The 22,775-nt window shown below is 64.2% G+C and carries 25 protein-coding genes and 1 tRNA gene; 10 read left to right on the forward strand and 16 right to left on the reverse strand.

Annotated elements, in window-relative coordinates; all coding sequences use genetic code 11:
- Window positions 1-4 precede the first annotated feature (4 nt).
- Window positions 5-391: a baeRF12 domain-containing protein gene (locus ACFSCT_RS19095; protein ID WP_379145467.1), complete on the reverse strand. Its 387-nt coding sequence runs from the start codon at window positions 389-391 to the stop codon at window positions 5-7.
- A 48-nt stretch (window positions 392-439) separates the two neighbouring features.
- Window positions 440-1,642 (reverse strand): pyridoxal phosphate-dependent aminotransferase, encoded by a 1,203-nt coding sequence (locus ACFSCT_RS19100; RefSeq protein WP_379145470.1) that lies wholly within the window; start codon window positions 1,640-1,642, stop codon window positions 440-442.
- A gap of 153 nt (window positions 1,643-1,795) precedes the next feature.
- On the opposite strand from ACFSCT_RS19100, the gene ACFSCT_RS19105 reads away from it, so the two are divergent.
- Window positions 1,796-2,029: a succinate dehydrogenase assembly factor 2 gene (locus ACFSCT_RS19105; protein ID WP_379145472.1), complete on the forward strand. Its 234-nt coding sequence runs from the start codon at window positions 1,796-1,798 to the stop codon at window positions 2,027-2,029.
- An 85-nt stretch (window positions 2,030-2,114) separates the two neighbouring features.
- Window positions 2,115-2,636, forward strand: a complete 522-nt coding sequence (locus ACFSCT_RS19110; protein ID WP_379145473.1) for a MarR family winged helix-turn-helix transcriptional regulator — start codon at window positions 2,115-2,117, stop codon at window positions 2,634-2,636.
- A gap of 51 nt (window positions 2,637-2,687) precedes the next feature.
- Here the strand turns inward: ACFSCT_RS19110 and ACFSCT_RS19115 are convergent, their stop codons facing one another.
- Window positions 2,688-3,497 (reverse strand): DUF1287 domain-containing protein, encoded by an 810-nt coding sequence (locus ACFSCT_RS19115; RefSeq protein WP_379145475.1) that lies wholly within the window; start codon window positions 3,495-3,497, stop codon window positions 2,688-2,690.
- On the reverse strand, window positions 3,497-3,925 hold the full coding sequence (locus ACFSCT_RS19120) for a VOC family protein (protein ID WP_379145476.1): 429 nt from the start codon (window positions 3,923-3,925) through the stop codon (window positions 3,497-3,499). Before ACFSCT_RS19120 ends, ACFSCT_RS19115 begins: the two co-directional genes overlap by 1 nt.
- Before the next feature lie 147 nt (window positions 3,926-4,072).
- Between ACFSCT_RS19120 and ACFSCT_RS19125 the strand changes: the two genes are divergently transcribed.
- Both ACFSCT_RS19125 and ACFSCT_RS19130 read left to right on the forward strand, forming a co-directional pair.
- On the forward strand, window positions 4,073-4,906 hold the full coding sequence (locus ACFSCT_RS19125) for a thymidylate synthase (protein WP_379145478.1): 834 nt from the start codon (window positions 4,073-4,075) through the stop codon (window positions 4,904-4,906).
- The gene (locus ACFSCT_RS19130) at window positions 4,906-5,382 is read left to right on the forward strand and encodes a dihydrofolate reductase (RefSeq protein ID WP_379145481.1); all 477 of its coding nucleotides are present in this window, start codon (window positions 4,906-4,908) and stop codon (window positions 5,380-5,382) included. The genes ACFSCT_RS19125 and ACFSCT_RS19130 overlap by 1 nt, the downstream gene beginning before the upstream one ends.
- 51 nt (window positions 5,383-5,433) lie before the next feature.
- On the opposite strand, the gene ACFSCT_RS19135 is transcribed toward ACFSCT_RS19130, so the two are convergent.
- The 8 genes from ACFSCT_RS19135 to ACFSCT_RS19170 form a co-directional block, all read right to left on the reverse strand.
- Window positions 5,434-5,796, reverse strand: coding sequence for a DoxX family protein (locus ACFSCT_RS19135; RefSeq protein WP_379145482.1), 363 nt, complete (start codon window positions 5,794-5,796; stop codon window positions 5,434-5,436).
- Between the two features lie 169 nt (window positions 5,797-5,965).
- Entirely contained in the window at window positions 5,966-6,790 is an 825-nt protein-coding gene (locus tag ACFSCT_RS19140; protein ID WP_379145484.1) for an alpha/beta fold hydrolase, read from the reverse strand.
- On the reverse strand, window positions 6,790-7,431 hold the full coding sequence (locus ACFSCT_RS19145; RefSeq protein WP_379145485.1) for a haloacid dehalogenase type II: 642 nt from the start codon (window positions 7,429-7,431) through the stop codon (window positions 6,790-6,792). The genes ACFSCT_RS19140 and ACFSCT_RS19145 overlap by 1 nt, the downstream gene beginning before the upstream one ends.
- A complete protein-coding gene (locus tag ACFSCT_RS19150) occupies window positions 7,428-8,216 on the reverse strand; it encodes an enoyl-ACP reductase FabI (RefSeq protein WP_379145487.1) in 789 nt (262 codons plus the stop codon). Before ACFSCT_RS19150 ends, ACFSCT_RS19145 begins: the two co-directional genes overlap by 4 nt.
- Window positions 8,217-8,220: 4 nt before the next feature.
- Complete coding sequence (gene fabB / locus ACFSCT_RS19155; RefSeq protein WP_379145489.1) at window positions 8,221-9,450, reverse strand: beta-ketoacyl-ACP synthase I; 1,230 nt, start codon at window positions 9,448-9,450, stop codon at window positions 8,221-8,223.
- A gap of 20 nt (window positions 9,451-9,470) precedes the next feature.
- On the reverse strand, window positions 9,471-9,980 hold the full coding sequence (gene fabA, locus ACFSCT_RS19160) for a bifunctional 3-hydroxydecanoyl-ACP dehydratase/trans-2-decenoyl-ACP isomerase (RefSeq protein ID WP_379145490.1): 510 nt from the start codon (window positions 9,978-9,980) through the stop codon (window positions 9,471-9,473).
- 274 nt (window positions 9,981-10,254) lie between these two features.
- Window positions 10,255-11,157, reverse strand: a complete 903-nt coding sequence (locus ACFSCT_RS19165) for a glycosyltransferase family 2 protein (protein WP_379145491.1) — start codon at window positions 11,155-11,157, stop codon at window positions 10,255-10,257.
- Between the two features lie 3 nt (window positions 11,158-11,160).
- Window positions 11,161-11,886, reverse strand: a complete 726-nt coding sequence (locus ACFSCT_RS19170; RefSeq protein WP_379145492.1) for a hypothetical protein — start codon at window positions 11,884-11,886, stop codon at window positions 11,161-11,163.
- A 130-nt stretch (window positions 11,887-12,016) separates the two neighbouring features.
- Between ACFSCT_RS19170 and infC the strand changes: the two genes are divergently transcribed.
- Window positions 12,017-12,628 carry a translation initiation factor IF-3 gene (gene infC, locus ACFSCT_RS19175; RefSeq protein WP_465263189.1) on the forward strand — a complete coding sequence of 204 codons (612 nt, stop codon included), beginning with the start codon at window positions 12,017-12,019 and terminating at the stop codon, window positions 12,626-12,628.
- Between the two features lie 112 nt (window positions 12,629-12,740).
- Here the strand turns inward: infC and ACFSCT_RS19180 are convergent, their stop codons facing one another.
- The gene (locus ACFSCT_RS19180; protein WP_379145494.1) at window positions 12,741-14,831 is read right to left on the reverse strand and encodes an OmpA family protein; all 2,091 of its coding nucleotides are present in this window, start codon (window positions 14,829-14,831) and stop codon (window positions 12,741-12,743) included.
- Between the two features lie 204 nt (window positions 14,832-15,035).
- On the opposite strand from ACFSCT_RS19180, the gene ACFSCT_RS19185 reads away from it, so the two are divergent.
- Entirely contained in the window at window positions 15,036-16,256 is a 1,221-nt protein-coding gene (locus ACFSCT_RS19185) for an acyl-CoA dehydrogenase (protein WP_379145497.1), read from the forward strand.
- Between the two features lie 53 nt (window positions 16,257-16,309).
- On the opposite strand, the gene ACFSCT_RS19190 is transcribed toward ACFSCT_RS19185, so the two are convergent.
- Entirely contained in the window at window positions 16,310-16,891 is a 582-nt protein-coding gene (locus tag ACFSCT_RS19190) for a helix-turn-helix transcriptional regulator (protein ID WP_379145499.1), read from the reverse strand.
- Window positions 16,892-17,273: 382 nt separating this feature from the next.
- Here ACFSCT_RS19190 and ACFSCT_RS19195 point away from each other — a divergent pair, with 382 nt between their 5' ends.
- The 3 genes from ACFSCT_RS19195 to ACFSCT_RS19205 all read left to right on the forward strand — a co-directional run bounded on the left by ACFSCT_RS19195 (window position 17,274) and on the right by ACFSCT_RS19205 (window position 20,516).
- Window positions 17,274-17,801, forward strand: a complete 528-nt coding sequence (locus ACFSCT_RS19195; RefSeq protein ID WP_379145501.1) for a helix-turn-helix transcriptional regulator — start codon at window positions 17,274-17,276, stop codon at window positions 17,799-17,801.
- 404 nt (window positions 17,802-18,205) lie between these two features.
- Window positions 18,206-19,297 (forward strand): helix-turn-helix transcriptional regulator, encoded by a 1,092-nt coding sequence (locus ACFSCT_RS19200; protein ID WP_379145503.1) that lies wholly within the window; start codon window positions 18,206-18,208, stop codon window positions 19,295-19,297.
- A 64-nt stretch (window positions 19,298-19,361) separates the two neighbouring features.
- On the forward strand, window positions 19,362-20,516 hold the full coding sequence (locus ACFSCT_RS19205) for a helix-turn-helix transcriptional regulator (RefSeq protein ID WP_379145505.1): 1,155 nt from the start codon (window positions 19,362-19,364) through the stop codon (window positions 20,514-20,516).
- On the opposite strand, the gene ACFSCT_RS19210 is transcribed toward ACFSCT_RS19205, so the two are convergent.
- The gene (locus ACFSCT_RS19210; protein WP_379145508.1) at window positions 20,501-21,379 is read right to left on the reverse strand and encodes a helix-turn-helix transcriptional regulator; all 879 of its coding nucleotides are present in this window, start codon (window positions 21,377-21,379) and stop codon (window positions 20,501-20,503) included. The genes ACFSCT_RS19205 and ACFSCT_RS19210 overlap by 16 nt on opposite strands.
- 133 nt (window positions 21,380-21,512) lie before the next feature.
- On the opposite strand from ACFSCT_RS19210, the gene ACFSCT_RS19215 reads away from it, so the two are divergent.
- On the forward strand, window positions 21,513-22,451 hold the full coding sequence (locus ACFSCT_RS19215) for an NHL repeat-containing protein (RefSeq protein ID WP_379145510.1): 939 nt from the start codon (window positions 21,513-21,515) through the stop codon (window positions 22,449-22,451).
- A 155-nt stretch (window positions 22,452-22,606) separates the two neighbouring features.
- Here ACFSCT_RS19215 and ACFSCT_RS19220 read toward each other — a convergent pair.
- Window positions 22,607-22,681: transfer RNA gene (locus ACFSCT_RS19220), tRNA-Gly, on the reverse strand.
- Between the last annotated feature and the right edge of the window lie 94 nt (window positions 22,682-22,775).

Here is a 22,775-nt window from a genome sequence, read left to right on the forward strand (position 1 = left end):
GCTGTCAGTCCACGGCCTTGGCGATCTCGGCCAGACTGGCGTGGGTCATGGATTTGGGCACCTCCTTGACGATCCGGTGCTCCAGCTCCTTGTGGTAATGTTTGCGCATCGACCCCAGCGTCACCGGCGCCGCAATGATCGCCAGTTCCTCGAACTTATGCGCGATCGCCAGCTTGTTCAGATGTGCGACCAGCAGACGGGCAAATGTCGCCTCGTCCTCCTGCTTGGGCGATGCGCCCTCGGGCAGGTCCGATCCCGAATGGTTGGCCAGCGAGGCGGGCGTGAACCGCTCGACCTCTTCCAGCTCGATGCCGATGCGGGCGGTGTTGCGGAAGATCGTGGCGTTTTCGCCGTCGGCGACGGCGACAAAAGCGTTGTGGGACAGCATCATGTAACTCCTTACAGACAGTTTCAGAACGCCTTGCCGCCGGACGGGTTCCTAGGTCAAACCGCCGCAGAAGGAACGGATGCGCCCGATCGCGTCCTGCAATACCTCGTCCGAGGTCGCATAGCTGATGCGGAAATGCGGGCTGAGGCCGAAGGCCGCGCCGAACACCACCGCCACGCCGGTTTCGTCCAAGAGCGCGGTCGCGAACGCCGCGTCATCGGTGATCTTCACGCCCTTGGCCGAGGTCTTGCCGATCAGCCCTCGGATCGAGGGATAGACATAGAAGGCGCCATCCGGCACCGGGCATTCGATGCCTTCGCACTGGTTCAGTCCCGAGACCACCAGATCACGGCGGCGCTGGAACACCGCCCGGCTTTCCGGGATGAAGTCCTGCGGGCCGTTCAGCGCGGCAAGCGCGGCATATTGGCTGATCGAGGTCGGGTTCGAGGTCGATTGCGACTGCACCTTGCCCATCGCCTTGATCAGCGCCTCGGGGCCGCCGGCATAACCGATCCGCCAGCCGGTCATCGCATAGCTTTTGCTGACCCCGTTCACGGTCAGGGTGCGGTCGATCAGACCCGGTTCGACCTCGGCCGGGGTGACGAATTTGAAATCGCCGAATACCAGATGTTCATAGATGTCATCGGTCAGCACCCAGACCTGCGGATGACGCATCAGCACATCGGTCAGCTTTTTCATGTCGTCGCGGGTATAGCCGGCCCCGGTCGGGTTCGAGGGCGAATTCAGGATCACCCATTTCGTCCGGGGCGTGATCGCGGCCTCAAGCTGTTCGGCCGAGATCTTGTAGCCGTTTTCCATACCGGCCTCGACGATCACCGGCGTGCCCCCGGCCAGCAGCACCATGTCGGGATAGCTGACCCAGTAGGGCGCGGGGATGATCACCTCGTCGCCGGGGTTCAGGGTGGCGATCAGCGCATTGTACAGGATCTGTTTGCCGCCGGTCCCGACGGTGATCTGCGACGGCTTGTAGTCCAGCCCGTTGTCGCGCTTGAATTTCGCGCAGATCGCCCGCTTCAGCTCGGGGATGCCGTCGACGGCAGTATAGCGGGTGTGGCCCGCGTCGATGGCGGCCTTGGCGGCCTCGCGGATATGTTCGGGGGTGTCGAAATCGGGTTCACCCGCCGAAAGGCTGATGATGTCGCGTCCCTCGGCGGCAAGTTCGCGCGCCTGATTGGTGATCGCGATGGTGGGCGAGGGTTTGACCCGCGCCAGCGTATCGGAAAGAAATCCCATGACCGTGTTGTCCGTTTGATCCCGTGGCGCAACTGTCATAGGCTTCGGGCTTGGCCAAGACAAGCAAGGCAAGCCATCGTGACCCAACCATTGACCGTTAAACCCGACACTTCCGTTTCAGATGATCGTGAGAACCGGCTGAAACGCCTGAACATGCGCAGCCGTCGCCGCGGGATGAAGGAAATGGACGTGATTCTGGGCAATTACGCCAGCCGCAGATTGATCGAGCTGAGCGGCGCGGAACTGGACGAATACGAGCTTTTGCTGGCCGAGAACGATCAGGATCTTTACATGTGGATCCTTGCCCGCAGCGTCGGCCGCCCGGGCGGCCCCGAGACGCTGCAACCGGCGCTGGATCGCATCGTCAAGGATCTGTCCAGCATCTGATCGTCGGAATCGTTCCGCCGGTTAACCGAATGTTCGGGTTTTTCTACCAGTCTGTTCCCATACGATTCGCGTAAACGGGGCGGACATGATCCTTCACAGCAGCTCTTTGGCACGCCACAATCAGCCCGAGCCGGATGAAACGGCGGGCGATGTGCAGCGCAGCTATCTGGATGCGTTACAACTTTTGGAACGATTGCATCGGCTGATGCTTGATCTGGTCAAGGATGAATTTGAAAGGCTGGGCCAGCAGGACCTGACCCCGGTGCAGGGCATGATCCTGTTCAATCTGGGCGGCCAGCAGGTGTCGGCGGGCGAATTGCGCTCGCGCGGGATGTATCAGGGCTCGAATGTTTCGTATAACCTGAAGAAGCTGGTCGACATGGGCTATGTCCATCATGAAAGGTCCAGTCTGGACCGCCGCTCGGTTCGCGTCAGCCTGACCTTGCGCGGCGCAGAGGTGCGCGACCGTATCGACGCGCTGTTCAGCCGGCACGCCGAACTGCTGTCCATGTCGGGCGTGCTCGACGATCCGCCGTTGCAGGACGTGAACCGGCAATGGCAGAGGATCGAACGATTCTGGTCCGATCAGATCCGCTATATCTACTGATCCGCGATCCGCGATCCGTTATCCGTGATCCGCTGGCGGCGGGGTGGCGGATCAGTATTCCCACTGTCCAAGACGGCGCAGCGTGGCCATTGCCGCCTGATTCAGCCGGTAATGCCCGGTGCGGGGGAAACGCATCAGTGCGTCCTCTTCGCGGGCACCGGCGCCGATGTTGTGGATGACAAGCGGCCGCTGCCCGTCGGGCGTGCGTTTGTCGCTGACCAGAAGGATATGGGGCAGGTTTCCGGGCAGCATCATGGTGACGATATCGCCGGGCTGGAAATCCTCGGGGCCTTCACCCGCCGGCACCTCGGCGCCGATCCGGCGCAGAAAGGTCGAAAGGTTCGGCACCCGGCGATGGTCGATGTTCGAATCGGGGCGTTTAAGCCCCCAGCTGCGGGGATAGGCGCTGAAATCGGCGCTCATGTCGCGGTTGACGGCGAGTTGCAGGTCGATTTGCGCGCCCTCGCGCAGGGCACGGATCAGCACGTCGGTGCAGACGCCGCGGTCGGGGGGCACGTCGCCGCCGGGAAAGTCCAGCCGGGTATAGGCCGGATCATAGCGGTTCGTCACCCCGACCTGACGACGCGCGGCGGTCAGGATCGCCGCGATCTCGGGTGGGGTGGCCGGGACCTCGGCCGTGCTCAGGTCGCCGCCGGGCATCGGGGCGGCAAGCCCGGCCCGGTACGGCGGCGGGGCGGATTGCGACAGCGGGGTAGCCAGCGCAGCCGCGCCCCAGATCGACAGCGCCACGGTCAACAGCGCCACCGTCAACAGCGACACGGGCAGCATCGCCACGGGCAGCATAGGCGCAGCGATCGCCGCCGTGCCGGGTAGGCGCGCATTGCCGAAGGCGCCCGGCATCACCAATGCCCCGTATTTTCCATGCTTGCCCACGGCTCTGCCGGGGCAAGACGCTCGCCCTCCTGCAAAAGCTCGATCGAGACATTGTCGGGGCTGCGCACAAAGGCCATGTGCCCGTCGCGCGGCGGCCGGTTGATGGTGACGCCTGCGTCCATCAGCTTCTGGCACATTTCGTAGATATTGCCGACGCGATAGGCCAGATGGCCGAAATGGCGGCTGTCGCTTGGCAGCCCGTCATCGCCGTCCCAGTTATAGGTCAGTTCGACCGGGCATTCGGGCTGATCGGGGGGCGCCATGAACACCAGCGTGAACCGGCCGGTTTCATTGTCGATGCGGCGGGTCTCCTCCAGCCCCAGCAACCGGAAAAAGGCCATCGAGGCCTCCAGATCCTTGACGCGCACCATCGTGTGCAGATAGCGAATCTTCATGTTCACCCCTTTCGCGTGCCGATAACCTGGCGCCAATCTGCCATGTGCGGGGCGCGGCCACAAACCCCAATCGGCCCCAACTGTTGGGTTGCGCCACGGCCCGGGCGCGATATGTATATTCCTGACACAGGGCGGCGAGGACAGCGCGTGCAGCAATACCATCAGGCACTCCGAACCATTCTTGATCAGGGCGAACCCTCGACCGACCGCACCGGCACCGGAACGATCGCGATGTTCGGCATGCAAAGCCGGTACCGTCTGGCGGACGGATTTCCGCTGGTGACGACCAAAAAGCTGCATCTGCGCTCGATCATCCATGAGCTTCTGTGGTTTCTGAACGGTGACACGAATATCGCCTATCTCAAGGAAAACGGCGTCTCGATCTGGGACGAATGGGCCGACGAAAACGGCGATCTCGGGCCGGTTTACGGCCATCAGTGGCGACGCTTTCCGGCGCTTGATCCGGCCGGTCTGGACAGCGACGGCAGGCCGGTTTTCTTCGCCCGTTCCGTCGATCAGATCGCCGATCTGGTCGAAAACATCCGCAAGAACCCCGATAGCCGACGCCTGATCGTCTCGGCCTGGAACCCCGGCGAGGTGCCGGAAATGGCGCTGCCGCCCTGTCATACGCTGTGGCAGGTGCGAGTCCTGAACGGCAAGATGCATCTGCAGTTATACCAGCGCTCGGCCGACATGTTCCTCGGCGTGCCGTTCAACATCGCCTCTTATGCGCTTTTGCTGGCGATGCTGGCGCATGTGACGGGGTATGAGGCGGGGGATTTCATCCATACTATCGGTGATGCGCATATCTATGCGAACCATCTGGATCAGGTGAAAACCCAGCTTGCCCGCACCCCGAAACCCTTGCCGCAGTTGCGGATCAGGCGTGAGGTCGATTCGATCTTTGATTTCCGCTTCGAGGATTTCGAGTTTCTGAACTATGATCCCGATCCGGCGATCAGGGCGCCGGTGGCGGTCTGATGCTGACCCTGATTGTGGCCCGGGGGCGGGACGGCGCGATCGGCAAGGCGGGCGGCATCCCGTGGCACATTTCCGAGGATTTGCGCATGTTCAAGCGCGAAACTCTGGGTGGCGCGGTGATCATGGGGCGCCGCACATGGGAAAGCCTGCCGGTCAGGCCGCTGAAGGACCGGCTGAACTGCGTCCTGTCCCGCGACCCGGGCGTTGCCGAAAACGTCTTTTCCGAACTGGATACGGCCATCGGCTTTTGCAGGGCCGAGGGGTATCACCGCATCTATGGTCTGGGGGGCGAGGCGGTTTTTCGCGATCTTCTGCCGCGCGCCGATCGCCTGATGATCACCGAGGTCGACACCACCGTCCCGGGCGCCGATACGTTTTTTCCCGCGTTCGACGAAGGCGACTGGTGGGAAATAAACCGCCAGCCCCTGTCGTCGGAAGCCCCTGCCGCCGTCCTGCGCGAGCTTCTCCGGCGTTAGGGCAGGCGGCCTGAACCGCCTGCCGGTTATCGCATGCTCGGGTGGCGGGCGTCAGGTGTCTTGGCCGAGCGCTTTGTCCATGCTCCACGGGCCGGGGCCGCTGAAGACGATGTACAGGAATACAAAGCAGAACAGGATCGCGGCGTCGCCGCCATTCAACGCCGGGAACGGGCTTTGGGGCGCGTGCGCCATCCAATAGGCGACGGCCATCTGACCCGACAGGATGAATGCGACGGGCCGGCTGAACAGCCCGAGAATCAGCAGCGCACCGCCGATCACTTCCAGCATGCCGGCGGTCCAGGGCAGCGAAAAGGCCGGGGGAAAGGCGCTATCGCTGGCCGGAAAGCCCAGAATCTTCTGCGTGCCATGCGCCATGAACAAAAGCGCGGTGACGATACGAAGAATGCTGCGCATCTGCGGTTCATAACGGGACAGGGATTTGAAAATCACGGCTCATCACTCCACGGTTGTTGCAACCGCAGGTTTTGGCGAGACATCTGGCGCAGTCAATCCCGTTTCGGGTCAAAACCCGGTGGGTCAGCGCATGTTCCGGTTCAGAAGCGTTGCGGCGACCCGGCGGGTTTCAGGCTGAAAGCCGCCCCAGCCAAGCCCCGATCGCGCGAAGGCTCTCGGCCTCGTCCAGCCATGGGATATGGGCGCGGTCCGGCACTTCGGCATAGATCCCGTCGGGGCGGCGGCGCTGCATTTCCCGAAAGGTCGCGGCTGACAGAAGGTCCGAGTTGGCGCCCCGGATCACCGCCACTGGAAAGCCTTCGGTCGCGTCCCAAAGCGGCCACAGATCCGGTGGCTCGCCTTCAAACGCCGCCAGAAACGCATCGCGCAGCGCCGGGTCATATCTGATCCGCAGGCCCTCTGCCGTCTGCGCATAGTGCTTTTGCGCATCGGCCAGCCAGCGGCCATCCGGGACATTGGCGAAGCCGGGCATGTTGGCGGGCTGTTTCGTCGCCAGGGCTTCATATGTCGGGGCGCTGGGATTGCGGCCGACGTAATCCTTGATCCGGTCCAGCCCCGCGCCGTCGACCACCGGCCCGACGTCGTTCAGGCACAATCCGAGCAACCGGTCATGGGCGGCCGCGGCCAGCAAAAGCCCGATCAGACCGCCCCGGGACGTGCCCAGAACAGCCGCCTTTTCCACGCCCAGATGGTCCAGCAACGCCAGCGCGTCCTTTCCCTCTTGCGGGACGGTATAGGTGGCGGCGCCGGTGAAATCGGACTGGCCGCGGCCGCGGTAATCCATGCGGATCAACCGCACATCGGGCAGATGCGGCGCCAGATAGTCGAAATCGGCCATGTTGCGGGTCAGCCCGGCAAGGCACAGCAGCGGTAGGCCCCGGCCCTGATCGGAATAGGCAAGGCGCGCGCCGTCTTCGGTGGTGAAATGAGGCATTACAGCAATCCCGTCAGGTCGTTCAGAATGCGGGCGGGGCGATGAGGTAGGCGATCGACCGGCAGGCCGGCGCGGTTGATCCAGACCGTATCAAAGCCGAAGGCGGCGGCGCCATAGATGTCCCAGCCGTTCGATGAGACAAAGGTGATCCGGGCGGGCGCGCAGGCGAAATGTCCGGTGACGACGCGGTACGCCTCGGGCGCCGGCTTGAACCGCCCGGCGGATTCCACCGACAAAAGCGCCTCCAGATCCGCAGCAAGCCCGGCGCTTTCGACCGCGGCGCGCAGCATCCCCGGTGAGCCGTTGGAAAAGATCGCCGTCCGACCCCGCGCCTTCAGCCCGGCCAGTGTCCCAGCCACCTCGGGATAGGCGGGCAGGCGGCGGTACAGGTCCAGAAGCCGGGCGGTATCGGTGAGGCCATGCCGCTCGGCCGCCCAATCCAGCGCATCCGAGGTCACCTGCCAGAAATCGGCATGTTGCCCGGTTGCCAGCCGCATCCATGAATATTCAAGCTGCTTGCGCCGCCAGTCAAAGGAAAGCGCCGGCCAAAGATCCGCCAGCGCGGGATCGGCGCGGGCGGCCTCGCGGGCCGCGCCATCGACGTCGAACAGCGTGCCGTAAGCGTCGAATACCCAGATCACAGGTTTTCCGACTGCGGCATGCCCAGCACGTGATAGCCGCCGTCGACCAAAACGATCTCGCCCGTCGTGCAGGCCCCCCAGTCGCTGGTCAGCCAGACGGCGGTGCCGCCGATGGCCTCAAGCGTGGCATTGGCGCGCAGCGGCGCATTGGCCTCGGTATGGCGAAAGGTCTTGCGCGCGCCGCCGATCGCCGCCCCGGCCAGCGTCTTCATCGGGCCGGGGCTGATTGCGTTTACGCGGATACCCTCGGGCCCAAGGTCATTGGCCAGATAGCGCACCGTCGATTCCAGCGCCGCCTTGGCCACGCCCATGACGTTATAGAACGGCGTCACCCGGTTCGAGCCGCCATAGGTCAGGGTGATGATGCTGCCACCGCTCTGCATCAGCGGATGCGCGCGGCGGGCGACCTCGATCAGCGAATAGCAACTGATTTCGAGGCTGTGCTTGAAATTCGCCCGGCTGGTGTTCACGAACCGGCCGGTCAGTTCGTCCTTGTTGCTGAAGGCGATGGCGTGGACCAGGAAATCCAGCTTGCCCCAACGCTCGGCGATCGCCGCGAAGGCCGCGTCAAGCGAGGCATCGTCGGTCACGTCGACATCGACCAGAAAATCCGAACCGACACTGGCCGCCAGCGGCTCGACCCGCTTTCCGAACGCCTCGCCCTGATAGGAAAAGGCCAGCTCGGCGCCCTGATCGGACAATGCCTTTGCAATACCCCAGGCGATGGAACGGTCATTCGCGACCCCCATCACAAGGCCGCGCTTTCCGTTCAGCAAATCGCCCATGAAATCAATCCCGGTATTTCGACATGACGAGGGTGGCGTTGGTGCCGCCGAAACCAAAGCTGTTCGACAGGACAGAGTCCAGACCCGCGTTGTCGATCCGCTTGGTGGCGATCTCGCCCGCGTGAATTTCGGGATCAAGCTCGGTGATATTGGCCGAGGCGGCGATGAAGTCATTTTCCAGCATCAGCAGCGAATAGATCGCCTCATGCACACCGGTCGCGCCAAGGCTGTGGCCGGTCAGCGACTTGGTGGAACTGACGGGCGGGGTCGAACCCTCGCCAAAGACGCGGCGGATCGCCTTGATCTCGCCGATATCGCCCACCGGGGTCGAGGTGCCGTGCGAATTGATATAGCCGATCTTGCGATCCTCGGGCAGGGTCGCGAGTGCCAGCTTCATCGCCCGCTCGCCGCCTTCGCCCGAGGGCGCGACCATGTCATAGCCGTCGCTGGTGGCGCCGTAACCGGTCACCTCGGCATAGATCTTGGCGCCGCGCGCCAGCGCGTGCTCCAGCTCCTCCAGCACCACGACGCCGCCGCCGCCCGCGATCACGAAACCGTCCCGCGTCGCGTCATAGGGGCGCGAGGCGGTTTGCGGGGTGTCGTTGTATTTCGACGACATCGCCCCCATCGCGTCGAACAGACAGGACAGCGTCCAGTCCAGTTCCTCGCCGCCGCCGGCGAAAACGATGTCCTGCTTGCCCATCTGGATCAGTTCGACCCCGTTGCCGATGCAATGCGCGCTGGTCGAACAGGCCGAGGTGATCGAATAGTTCACCCCCTTGATCTTGAACGGCGTCGCGAGGCAGGCCGAGTTGGTCGAGGACATGCAGCGCGTCACCATGAACGGCCCCATCCGCTTGGGGCTGCCCTTTTCGATGACGATCTGATGGGCGTCGAAGAAGTTCGAGGTCGACGGTCCGCCCGAGCCCATGATCAGGCCCGAGCGCGGGTTGGACACGTCGCTTTCCTCAAGCCCGCTGTCCTTGATCGCCTGTTCCATGGCGATGAAGTTATAGGCCGCCCCCGGTCCCATGAAGCGCAGGTTGCGCTTGTCGATGTGATCCTCAAGCACGATCTGCGGCATGCCGTGGATCTGGCTGCGAAAGCCGTGGTCGGTGTAATCCGGCGCCGCGACGATGCCGGAACGGCCCTCGCGCAGACTGTCCAGAACCTCGATGGCGTTATTGCCGATGGGCGAGACGATCCCGATCCCGGTGATGACGACGCGACGCATGATCGCCTCCATAGCAAAGGTCAGGCTTCGGAAAGCGCGACTTTCATGTCTTTGACAAGGTAAATGACTTCACCATCGGCCTCGACGCGGCCATCGGCCACACCCATGGTCAGCCGGCGGGACTGCACGGCCTTGGTGAAATCAACGTGATAAGTCAGCAATTTGCGGTCGGGGCGCACCATGCCGGTCAGCTTGACCTCGCCGACGCCAAGCGCATAGCCGCGCCCCTGCCAGCCGCGCCAGCCAAGGTTGAAGCCGGTCAATTGCCACAGCCCGTCAAGACCCAGACAGCCGGGCATGATCGGGTTGCCGGGAAAGTGGCATTCAAAGAACCACAGGTCGGGCTTGATGTCGAATTCCGCCGTGACATGGCCCTTGCCGTTGGCGCCGCCATCCTCGCTGATGTCGGTGATGCGGTCCATCATCAGCATCGGCGGTTCGGGCAACTGGGCGTTTCCCGGACCGAACAGTTCACCGCGCGCGCATCGCAGCAGATCTTCCCGGTCGAAGCTAGTCTGACGTTCTGTCATGCAATCTTGCCCTGTATCTGGTGCCCCCTGATATACAGAGGCGCATTCCTTTGACGAAAATCTCTATCATCGCGCGGCTTGCTGACGCAAGGGCAGGACGCCGCAGGCAGAATATGGGGCATTCATCCGGCTGGACAAGTTCAGGTGGGTTTCCGCGCCTGCCGGCACGCGCTTGCAAAGGCCCGATTGATCGGGTGCCGGTTGCCCGGTGCCGGGGTCTTGTCACCCGACCGGCCGGCCAGAATCTCGATCAGAACCCCGATCAGAACCCCGGTCAGAACCACTGTCCGGGCTCCATCAGCCCGTTATCCATCAGTTGCTGTGCGTTCCATTCGAAGGGATGCGAGTGGCGCCAGACGAAGCTGTCGATCTGCCAGCGCGATCCGGGATTGCGCAAAAGCGCCTTGGCGACCCTGAACGAGGCGATGGCCGCGGTCAGATTGTGGTGCCACGGGCAGGCGTAGGTGTTCATTTCCTCGATGTTGAAACGGTGATCCGGCAGCAGGGTCAGCCCCTTGTCGGCGCGGAACAGCGCGATCCGGTCGATACGGCGGCGGTCGGGCGGCAGGTGTTCTTCAAACCGCCAGCGCAGCCCGCCGAGAAAGTCCTGCTGGCGTTCCAGATATGCGCCATCCGCCGACTGGCGGCCAAGCGCGTAATAACCCTTGGCGTCGAACATCGCCTGCGGCAGGTTCACCGCATCGGGGTTCTGGGACAGATCCGCGGCATAAAGGTCGATGACATAGGCCAGCATGGCATCGCGCCGTTCCTCGGTGTGAAAAGCCAGCAATTCCCCGACCGATCGGGTTTCCGAGAAAGGATAGAACAGAAACTCGGCGTTATAGCAGTAATAGACCCAGGTGCCGGCGGGCAGGGCGGCGATGATCGGGTTCATGATCTCGGTCGTTGCGCCGCGCCGGGTCGTGTCGCAATTCAGGTTCAGAACGCGCGGATCCTCCAGCGCCGGCATCGGCGCAAGCGGACGGGCCGACAGCGCCAGCACCGATCTGAAGCCGCAGTTCAGGTGATGATTGAGCGTGGCCTCGACCGCGCTGTCATCCTCGATCAGGATGACGGCGACCGGCCCCTTCAGCCCGGCCAGGGTTCTGTCGTTCAGCGCCTGCTGCAGGCTTCTGGTCTGGGTCGGCGCGGTCTGGATCGGCGCGATTTCGGGCATCGGTCAGTTCAACGCCGCCTTCACCTGTTGCAGCGCGGCTTCAAGCAGGGTCGGATCGGACTGGGCGCTGGTCAGCAGCGCCTTGAGCGAGGTTTTTTGCGCGTCCGCGATGCTGCTTGCGTCGATCAGCTTGCTGACCCGGGCCAGATCAAAACCGGCGGGGGTCAGGATCTGATCTATTTCGGCGGCATCGGCGGTGGCGCTGGCGGCCTGACCGGCGGCGGTTGCGGCCTCTTGCGTGGCGCTGGTCGCGGCGTTGACGGCATTGGCGGCGGCGGTCGAGGCACCGGCGGCGGCTTTCGCCTCGGCCTCTGCGGCGGCGGCGGCGGCGTTATCGGCGGCGGTCGCGGCGGCTTCGGCGGCGGCCTCGGCCTGATCGGCGGCGCTTTCGGCAGCGGGCACGGTGGCGCTGTCGGCGGCCGAGCGTGCGTTGGCCGCCGCATCGGCCGCGATGGCGGCCGCATCGGCTGCGGCATCGGCGGCGGTGCCGGCGGCGTCGACCGGCACCTGATTGGCGGGCGGCTGGGTCGAGGACGCGGGCGCGGGCTGGACCGGCGCATCGCCGGCGGTATCGGTCGCGCTGCTGTCCGCCGGTCTTTCCGAGGGCGCCTCGCGCAGGCCGACCGCGCTCAGAAGCCGGTTCAGATCGCCCCCGGACTGGGTGTAAAGCCAGCCGCCGCCCAGAACGACGACCACAAGAATGATTATCCACAACAGCGAACGACCCATCACGCCTATCCTCAGTTTGATGTCGCTTTCTCTATGCCACAGGCCGGCCGCCGCGGAAAGCCGGGCCGTTCACCACGATACCGTGTCACTTGGGTCGCAATGGCCGGGGAAAGCGCGTTCCGGCCCGCTATTGCTGTTGAACAACGCGCCGCGCCGTTCTATCTGCAATGCATCCCCCCATGGCAGCACTAGGAGTATCGCCATAGCCCGTAGACCACATAACGCGCCGCCCACCAGAGATACCGGCCCGCGCGTCAACGATCGCATCCGTGCCCCCGAAATCCGCCTGATCGGCGCCGAGGGTGAAAATATCGGGGTCGTTACGCCCGCCCGCGCCATGCAACTGGCCGAAGAGGCCGGGCTCGATCTGGTCGAAATCTCGCCCAACGCCGAGCCGCCCGTCTGCAAGATCATGGATCTGGGCAAGTTCAAATACGAACAGCAAAAACGCGAGGCCGAGGCCCGCAAGAAGCAGAAGATCATCGAAATCAAGGAAATCAAGTTCCGTCCGGGGACCGATACCCATGATTACGACGTCAAGATGCGCAGCGTGCTGAAGTTTCTGGACGAAGGCGACAAGGTCAAGATCACGTTGCGGTTCCGCGGCCGGGAAATGGCCCACCAGCAACTGGGGGTAGAGCTTTTGAACCGCGTGGCCGATGACGTGGCCGAAGCGGGCAAGGTGGAATCCATGCCGAAGCTGGAAGGCCGGCAGATGGTGATGATGATCGCCCCGAAATAAACCGGCCCGCCGGCCGTACCGGCCCGCCGCCGAATGCAGGCGAACGAACCGGCACGATGGAAAAAGGCCCCCTTTCGGGGGCCTTCTTTATTGATCGGGCAGGGGTGCGCGATTACCGGCCGGTGTCCAGCAGATCGGTTATCCGGCGCACCGCGACGCGGCGGTTCGCACGTTCGGAATCCTCGGTCGGGACTTTCAGAAATTGCTCGCCATAGCCCTGAACCACAAGGTTTTCCGGGGGCACGTCGAAATATTCCGAAAGCGCCAGAGCAACCGATTCCGCGCGCCGGTCGGACAGGGCGAGGTTCGACCCGGGCGAGCCCACGGCATCGGTGTAGCCCTCGACCATAAAGACCTCGCGCGGGTTCTCCTTGACATAGCCGTCGATCACCGAACCGAGCGCCGACAATTGCCGCGCCTGATCGGGGCTGATCGCGGCCGAGCCGGTGTCGAAGGTGATCGAGTCGAGATCGACCGGCGCCACCAGCGCCCGCACCTCGGGGATCGACCGGATCTGGCCAAGGGTAAAGCTGCGGTTCACCTGAGCCTCGCGGTCAAGGGCTGCGCGCAATTCATCCTCGGTCATGTTCACGCTGGCCGGCTGCACGGTCATCGCGGGCGGCAGGCTCGAGACGGTCACCGGCTCCACCGCCGTCGTGTCGTCGATCAGCAGCGTCTGGGTGCCGTCGGCCGAGACCAGCGTCCGGCGCAGCACGCGCAGGTTCGCGTCACGAATGGTGACGACCTGGCTGCCGTCCTCGCGCGTGACGGTCACGCGGGACGAACCGTCGTTGAAGTTCTCGGTCTGCACCGTTGCGCCGGGCTGGCGCAGCAGCATCGCGTCATCCTTGAGGATTTCGCGCGAGCCATCGGGACGGACGACCACGACCCGGTCGCCGGTGTTCGATTCGACCGTGCGGTTGTTCGACAGCATCGAGCCGACCGCCAGCGCGCCCAGACCCAGCAGCGCGGCCTTTTCCAGATTGGACAGGCCACTGTCGTTGTTGTCGTCCTTGTTGTCGGCGTTGCTGTCGGAATTGACCTGCGCCGCGCCTTCGGCCGCCGCCTGCTCACGGATTTTCGCCAGTTCTTCCGGGGTCAGGTTCTGACCGACCTTGCGCTGGAACTCTTCGTCCGAGCTGCGGGCGGTTTCCTTGGTCACCTTTTCCTCGACCACCTGACCCTTGGCATCATTCTGAAGGGCTGCGGCAACCGGGGCCTCGGACATGGCGGCAGCCTCGGCGGCGGCCTGGGTTTCCTTGGCGCGGGTTTCCGGCGCGACCTCGGCGGTGGCGGCCTTCTCGGCGGCGTCGCCGGGTTTGGCTACCGGGGCGGGGGTGGCGGCGGTTTCAGCGGTGGCGGCGGCTTTCGCGGCGGCATCCGCATCGGCGGCGCGTTTCTTGGCCGCGGCCAGATCAGCCTCGGCCTTGGCGGCGGCCTCGGCGTCCGCTGCGGCGGCGGCCTTAGCCTTGGCCTGGGCTTGCTCAAGCTCTTTTTTCGCGGCCTCAGCCTCGGCCTGCGCCTTTGCTTTCGCCTCGGCGTCCAGCTTGGCCTGCGTGTCCTGGGCCTGCGCATCGGCTTTGGCCTTCAGGTCGGCTGCCGCGGCGGCCTCGGACTCGGCCTTGGCGGCGGCTTCGGCCTTTTTCTCGGCCGCGGCCTTCTGGGCTGCCTGTTTTTCGGCGGCGGCCGCTTCCTGCGCGGCTTTTTTCTGGGCGTCGGCGTCGGCCTGCGCGGCCTTCTTGTCCGCCTCAGCCTTGGCTTTCGCTTCGGCCTGCGCATCTGCCTTGGCCTGCGCATCGGCCTCGGCCTTGGCATCCGCCTTGGCCTTGGCGTCGGTTTCCGCCGTGGCCGCAGCCTTGGCCTTATCCTCGGCGGCTTGCAGCTTTTTCTTCAGATCGGCGGCTTCTTTCTCGGCCGCGTCGGTCGCGGCCTCCAACGGCTTGGCGGGCGGCTTCTCGGACGCGGGCTTGGCGGCGGGCGCCTTCGCCTCTGCCGGGGCTTTCGCCTCTGCCGGCGCTTTCGGCTTTACCGGGGCTTCGGTTTCAGAGGTGGCGGCGTCTTCCGCCGTCGCGGCCTCTTTGGCCGTGGGGGCGGCACAAGGCGCGGCAGTGCCGTCGGCACATGTCTCCTGCGCCACCGCGTAATGCGGCAGCATCAGGGAAATCGCAGTGACAAGTGCGGTGGTGGTCTTGAGGGTATTCATTGTCCTTATCTCCCTTCCGCCGGGGCGGATCACGAGTTTCGCTGATCGCAAAACCAACCGGGCGCGGGACAGGTTCCCCGAATTTCATGTGAACTGACCGTGAACGGAAAGCTGTTGCATCCGGGCATGATCTGCGGCCGGATATTGCGTCCGCCGCCCCACGGTCCTATCCCATAGGCCACACCGCATCCGATGGAGTATATGATGGCCGATCGTCCCACGCTGAAACCGAAAGACGCCCCCGATCTTGGCAAGTTCGATTGGCAAGACCCGTTTCGGATGGATGAGCAACTGACCGAAGAAGAGCGGATGCTGCGCGACGCGGCCCGCGCCTATGCCCAGCAGAAACTGCAACCGCGGGTCATCGCCGCCTATCGCGACGAACAGACCGATCCGGCGATCTTCCGCGAAATGGGCGAAATGGGCCTGCTTGGCGTCACCATCCCCGAGGAATACGGCGGTCTGGGGGCGTCCTATGTCTCATACGGGCTGATCGCGCGCGAGGTCGAGCGCGTCGACAGCGGCTATCGCAGCATGATGTCGGTGCAAAGCTCGCTGGTGATGTATCCGATCTATGCCTATGGCTCCGAGGAGCAGCGCCGGAAATATCTGCCAAAGCTCGCCTCGGGCGAATGGATCGGCTGCTTCGGACTGACCGAACCGGATGCGGGGTCGGACCCGGCCGGGATGAAGACCGTCGCCCGCAAGGATGGTGACGGCTATGTGCTGAACGGCTCGAAAATGTGGATCTCGAATTCGCCCATCGCCGATGTTTTCGTGGTCTGGGCGAAATCCGACGCCCATGACGGCAAGATCCGCGGCTTTGTGCTGGACAAAGGCACCAAGGGTCTTTCGGCGCCGAAGATCGGCGGCAAGCTCAGCCTGCGGGCCAGCATCACGGGCGAAATCGTGCTTCAGGACGTCAAGGTCGGCGCCGATGCGCTTTTGCCCCATGTCGAGGGGCTGAAGGGCCCCTTCGGCTGTCTGAACCGGGCGCGCTATGGCATCTCATGGGGTGTCTTGGGCGCGGCCGAGTTCTGTCTGCACGCCGCGCGGCAATACGGGCTGGACCGTCAGCAGTTCAAGCGCCCGTTGGCGCAGAACCAGATCTTCCAGCTTAAGCTGGCCAATATGCTGACCGAGATCGCGCTGGGCGCCCAGGGCTCGCTGCGGGTCGGGCGTCTTCTCGACGAGGCGCAGGCGGCGCCCGAGATGATCTCGGTCGTCAAGCGCAACAATTGCGGCAAGGCGCTGGAGGCGGCGCGGATGGCGCGCGACATGCACGGCGGTAACGGGATTTCGGAAGAGTTTCAGGTCATGCGCCACATGGTGAACCTTGAAACGGTGAACACCTATGAGGGCACGCATGATGTCCACGCGCTGATCATCGGCCGCGCGATCACCGGGCTTCAGGCGTTTTTCTGAACCCGCCCGGCGGAATTGCCGCCGGCTTGGCTGAGCCGCACGCGGGGCGCGGCCTAGCCATAATTCGCCACGAAATAGACCAGTTCGCTTTGGCGCGAGGTGCCGGTTTTCTCGAAGATGTGGCGCAAATGGGTGCGTGCGGTCGAGGGCGCGATACCCATCGCCTGCGCCGTCTCGACCGCGCCAAGGCCCTTGTAGATCAGGCGCAGAACCTCGGTTTCGGTGCCGGTCAACCCGAAGGCCGCGCTGATCGTCGGAATGTTGTCCTGTTTGCGCGGCGTGGTGCCGATGACGACGATGGCCTTGCCCCGCGCGGTCGGCCCTGCGGTTGAGCGCATCGGAAAGACGAAGATCTTGTAGCCGCCGTCATCGGATCCGGGCCCAAGCTCGGCCATCGCGCCGATCCTGATCGCGTGACGGATCCTCGCGTCCCAGAACCGGTTGCCCGTGCTGAGCCGGTTCATCCAGACCTTGACCCCCGTCGTGCCGAAATCGGCGTCGGGGCCCGAGGCGAGAACCTGCAGCTCGGCGTCCACCAACAGCGCCACTGCGACTTTGCCGCCCGCTTTCGCGTGCAAATCGGGGCTGTGGATATATCGCCCTTCGACTAGCTCAAGATTGGCAATGACATTCACTGGTTGCACCTCTTATTCAGATCACCGGCAAGCTGTGCCGCCATGACCGGAACGGATTTCGGATACCCCCGGAATGTTAGAAGCTGATAGCCCCCCCGACAGTCATCATATGATGACTGCTGCGGGAAAAGTTACGGATGAGGCGAATTAACGCAGAAACAAGAACGGACCCGGAGAATTTGCCGCCCCACCCGTAGCCTCGCACTCTGCGCCGGCAAAATCAGCCTCGCATCATCCGTTTGGATGATACGGGCCGGCATCCGTTCTGACATGATCGCGCGGATCGGCGGCGCGCTGTTCCTTGGTGCGATCGGTCGGCAGATAATCAAGGGGGGGGACGATGCGGGAAACCGCGTGTTTTCAGGTATCGCAGGATCTGCGCATGTTATCGGCGAACAAGGCCGCCAAGGCGATCCTGGCGGATCGCACCCGGTTGAGGCTGGTTGACGGCCATATCGCGGCGGCGAACGCGCATATGACGCGCGCACTTCGCGGACTGGTCGCCGATGCCTGTTTTCGCATCGACGGCGAACCGGGTCCGGGGGGCGAGCTTTACATCCCGCCGGTCGCGGCCAATGCCAACGGGCTGCGGGTCGTGGTTCTGCCGGTCGATCCGGTCGCGGAATGCGCGGCCTGCGAACCGGCCGCAATCCTCAAGATCGAACCCGTGAGGATCAGCAAGACCGAGGCAAGAACCGCCGCGCTGATCCGCCGCTTCGGCCTGAGCCCGCGCGAGGCGCAGATCGCCGTTCATATCGCCGACGGAACCTCGGTCAGCGAACTCGCACCGCTTCTGAACGTCAAGATCTGCACGGTGCGCACGCATCTGGCAAGAATTCTGCGCAAGACCGGCTGCAATCGGCAGGTGCAGCTTGTGGTTCTGCTGAACAATGTCGGCGTGACGCGATAGCCGCGCGGCGGATCGCCCGTTGCCGCAGGTCCCGATTTTGACATGCCGGTGGGTGCGAGTCGTGATCCGCATATCAAAGACCCGGCATTTTCAAGTTATAGACGTTATTTCAAGGGCTTTTCGCCGTTTGAAACGGCATTGTCGCGCCGGCGGAAGATCGGGTGCAAGGCGCATATTACGGCTGTCTAATGAATTATATATATCAAATTATGATTAACCGTTTTCGCGGCGTTGGTTTAGAATTTTGAAGCGGATATTGTAACTTCTGATGGAATTTCCCGTCTGATGTCGTTAGTTTGAATGATATCGGGTTTGGGCAGACAGATTTCCTAGCTACGCTGGAATTTCTGTTGTGCCGCTCCCATTGAATAATGCATTCGAATGATGATTGATCAGGGTGCGGAATGTCAGATGCGACGGGGTTGATTGACCGGATTTACGACGCGGCGCTGATCCCCGAGCTTTGGACCTCGGTTCTTTCCGATGTCGCCGCACGGGCCGACGCGGCATCGGGCGAGTTGATGGTCTTCAAGGATGACTTCACCCCGCATTGGCGCGCGACCGAACGAACCCATGATGTTCTGGGCGCGTATATCGAGGGCGGTTCGTGGCGGCATTGCAAGCGCGCCCGCAACCAGTTTCAGGCGGCCCGGCACGGTTTTTACCCGGCCACCCAATTCCTTTCGCCGCGCGAATTTGCCGATGATCCGGCCCATGCCGCCCTGCGCCGGATCGGTCTGGATCAGCAAACCGGCACGATCATCAGGACATCGACCGGCGAAATGGTCGGCCTTACCTTCGCCCGACATATCGAATCCGGGCCGCCTTTGATACGCGACATCGACAGGCTCAACGCGCTTTGGCCGCATCTGGCACGGGCGACGGCGCTTGCGGCGCGGTTGCGGCTGGAACGGGCCGATGCAACGCTGTCGGCGCTGGACGCCATCGGTCTGCCCGCGGCCACGCTGTCGGCGCGGGGGCATGTGATGGCCACGAACGCCCTGTTCGAGGGGCTTGACCTGTTCGCCTCCGGCGCATTTGGCGGCCTTGTGATCGTCGATGAACAGGCGGCGCGAAACCTTTCCGCCTCGCTTGCCGCGCTGCGTGCCTGCGGGACCCTTGCGATGCAGTCGATCCCGGTGAAGGCGGGACCCGACGGTCAGGCGGCGGTGATCAATCTGCTGCCGCTGCACGGTCCGGGCAGGGACATCTTCCTTCGCACCGACGTGCTGATGGTGGTGAATCGGTTCGCGAGCGGCGCCAACGTGCCGTCGCATGCGGTTCTGTCGGTGGTCTTCGATCTGACCCCGTCCGAGGCGCGTCTGGCGACCGAACTCGCCCGGGGCAATTCGCTGCGATCGGCGGCAGGTGCGCTGGGGATCAGCTTCAGCACTGCGCGGACCTATCTCGCGCGGATATTCGACAAGACCGGAACATCCCAGCAAAGCGCGATGGTGGCTTTGGTGAAATCGACTTGGGCGGCGCCTGTTCATTAGATGAGCACCGCCCGCACCCCGCGCGAATAGAGGATATGGACGCGCCAAAAAGCGGAAAACGCAAGTGACGAGTGACTTGATCGACCGGATTTATGAGGCGGCATTCCTGCCCGAGACATGGCCCGACGTGCTTGACAGACTGGCGCGGGCGACCGGTTCGGCATCGGGGGCGCTTTTGGTCTTTGACAGCCCCGACAGCCCGCCCCGGTTCAAAAGCTCGGCCCTGACGCATGACGCGCTGGAAGAATTCGTAGCGACCGACCAATGGCGCAGCAGCCAAAGGGTGCCGGCGCTGTTCCCGGAACTGCTATCGGGGCGGCTGTCGTGGTTCTTCTATCTGACCGACCATGTTTCCCGGTTCGCCGGCGGCCCCGGGGATTCGGTCGGAACCGCGCTGGCGCGTCTGGGCTTGGGTGAGCAGATCGTCACGCTGATACCCGCCCCGGGCGATGCGGCGGTTTGCTTTACGCTTGAGCGTCGGGTTCAGGATGGCCGCCACGCCCCCGCCACCGTCGATCTGCTGAACGATCTGAGGCCGCATCTGGCGCGCGCAGGCCTGATCGGGGCGCGGCTGCGCCTTGAACGCGCACAGGCCGCCGTGGCCGCGATGGAGGCTTTGGGGGTGCCAGCCGCCGCGCTGAGCGGTGACGGTCGGGTGCTGTCGACGAACGCGGGTTTCGCGGCGGTCGAGGCGTGGATACGGCCCGCCGCCTTCGGCAAGCTCTTCATCGCAGCGGATGAGGCGAACCGGCTGTTCCAGACCATTATCGAGACCGCGCGGAACGGGAATGAACCGCTTGTCAGGTCAGTGCCCATCCGCGCCGAGGACGGCCGGGCGGTCGCCGTTGTCCATCTGCTGCCGCTGCGACGCTCGGCCCATGACGTGTTTTCGGGCGCCGACAATCTGCTGATCGTGTCGCCGGTCAAAGCCTCGCTGGGCGTTCCCAGCGGCAAGATCCTGACGGCGCTGTTCGATCTTGCCCCGTCCGAGGCCCGGCTGGCCGCCGCGCTGGCCGAGGGAAAGTCGCTGAAGCATGCGGCGGGCGAGATGCGGATCAGCGTAGGCTCGGCCCGCACCTATCTGTCGCGCATATTCGAGAAAACCGCGACCAATCAGCAAAGCCAGCTTGTCGCCCTGCTGAAATCCGCCCAACCTCTGGGGCCCGGCGGCCGGGACGTATTCGCACCCGGCACCGCGGACGGTCACGGCAGGTCGTAAGGGCGACCCTCGCTTGGGTTGGCGCCGAACGCGGCCCTGAACCGCCGCGCGAAATGGGTCCGTGACGCGTAACCGACCGCGATCGCCGCCGATTGCACCGGCGCCCGCCGATCGATCATCTGCTTGGCGGCGGACAGGCGTTCGCGCCGCAAAAGCGCCGAAAAGGTTATTCCTTCCTCGGCCAGCCGCCGCCGCAGGGTCGATTCCGAGACGCCGATCGCGCGCGCCACATCCGGGGCCTTCCAGCCATGGGCCAGATCGCCGCCGATCAGCGCCTTGACCCGACCCGCGACCGACAGGTCGAACAACGGCCGGGCGGCGGGGTCGCCGCGCAAAAGCGCAAGCAGCTCGGTCATGCGGGCGCGGCGCACCCCGGCCCGGGCCGCGTCATCGGCGATGGCCGAGGCGGCATGCGCCACCGCATCGACCAGTTGCCGCGTCAGACCGACCCGCATCGCCGCATCACCCGCCCCCCGCCGCCCGTCCACGACCGCAGGATGCGCTACGGACAGGATTTCGGGCACCTCGCGAACCTCGAGGATGATCGACTGGTAATGACCATTGGCCGGGTCGGGCAGATTGAGGATGTCCATTGCGGTCCTGGCCGGCAGCACGAAAAGCGACCCCGCCGGCAGCAGGCAGGCGTTGGTGCCGCGCCAGATCTCTTTGGCGCCACAGATGACCACGCCGATGATCGGATGCGGAAGATCGACCGCGATCAGCCGCTCCTCGGCCAGCGCGCAATAGGAAAACAGGTTCTCGCCATGGGGCAGGTTGCCGGCGCTACCCACGGATCGGAACTGTGCCAGCCCGTTCAGCAGTTCGGACGCCAGCGGTTCGGAGGAAAGATATTTCGGTGCCATATCGGCTTTCTAACCCAACGCCGGCGTTTCGAGAACGGCAGATTGACCGAAACGGGTTCATCTCTGGCGGAACCGGGCGCGTGGCCTGCCGCGATCTCCGCAATTCTGCGCGCATCGGTTTAAGGAGAAGCAGATGACACGATCAATTCCTATCCCGGCAATTCCTATCCCGGGCGGCGCCGCGCTGATGACGACGGCCGCGATCCTGATCGGCGCGGCCGCGGCTGCAAGCGCCGATCAACCGGCAAAGCTGGCTTTCGTCATCGACGGGCTGCAATCGCCGGAAAGCGTGCTGATGGTTGGCGAGCGACGGTTCGTGTCGAATATCGGCAAGGTGCTCGACCCCTCGGCCAGGGACGCGGACGGCTATATCGCGGAATATGCCGCCGACGGCCGGCTGGTCGCCGAACGCGCTTTTCCGCCCGCGGGCGAAACGCTCAATGCGCCGAAAGGCATGGCGGCGATCGACGGGCGGCTGTTCGTGACCGATATCGACCGCGTGCTGGGATTCGACATCGCCAGCGGCAAGCGGGTGTTCGATCAACCCTTGCCGGGCGGTGAAATCGTGGGCGCCAACGATCTGGCGGCGACCGGCGACGGCAAGCTGATCATCAGCGATACCGAGCGCGGCATCGTCTATCGGCTGGATCCCGACAGCGGCCAGTTCACCGAAATCGCGGCGGATATTCCCGGCGCCAACGGCATCGCCATCGACCCCCGGGACCAGAAGATCCTGGTCGCCGGGGTCGGTCGGAATTTTGCCGGCGGGGATGTCTATGCGCTGGAGCCGGGCGGGCCATCCAAGCGGCTGAAGAATGCGCCGCACGGGATTCTGGACGGTTTGGCGGTTCTGCCCGATGGCCGCGCCATTGTTTCCGACTGGGTGGCGGTCGATCGCCCGGTTCCCGGCAATCTCGACCTGATCCCGGTCGATGGCGCGGCGGCCGGGGCGATCCAGACCGGCCGGGACATCGCCGGGCCGGCCGACTTCGCGCTCGACAGCGCGGGTGGGACACTGTGGGTGCCGGCGATGCTGAGCAATCAGATCGTGGTGTTGAAGATCGGCGAATAAGCCGGGTCATCGGCATGCGGGGCGATCCGTATGTTCGACGGTATCGAAAGGGAGGGCTGGCCGGCCCCCATTTTTGTTGCAAACCCACGCCGCATCCACCGGCGCAAAAACCCGCCGGAGCCATGCGATGTATGCCGTCGATTGTCTTTGAAAATTGGAGCGGGCGATGAGATTCGAACTCACGACCCTAACCTTGGCAAGGTTATGCTCTACCCCTGAGCTACGCCCGCGCCCCAACCCGGCGGACGCTGCCGCCGGTGAGCGGTGATTTAGAGAAGGCTTGCGGGGCGTGCAAGCGGAAAATCCGCCCCGATGGTCAAAAAA

Source organism: Paracoccus pacificus, assembly GCF_042680785.1.
In the GTDB taxonomy this organism is placed as follows: Bacteria; Pseudomonadota; Alphaproteobacteria; order Rhodobacterales; family Rhodobacteraceae; genus Paracoccus; species Paracoccus pacificus.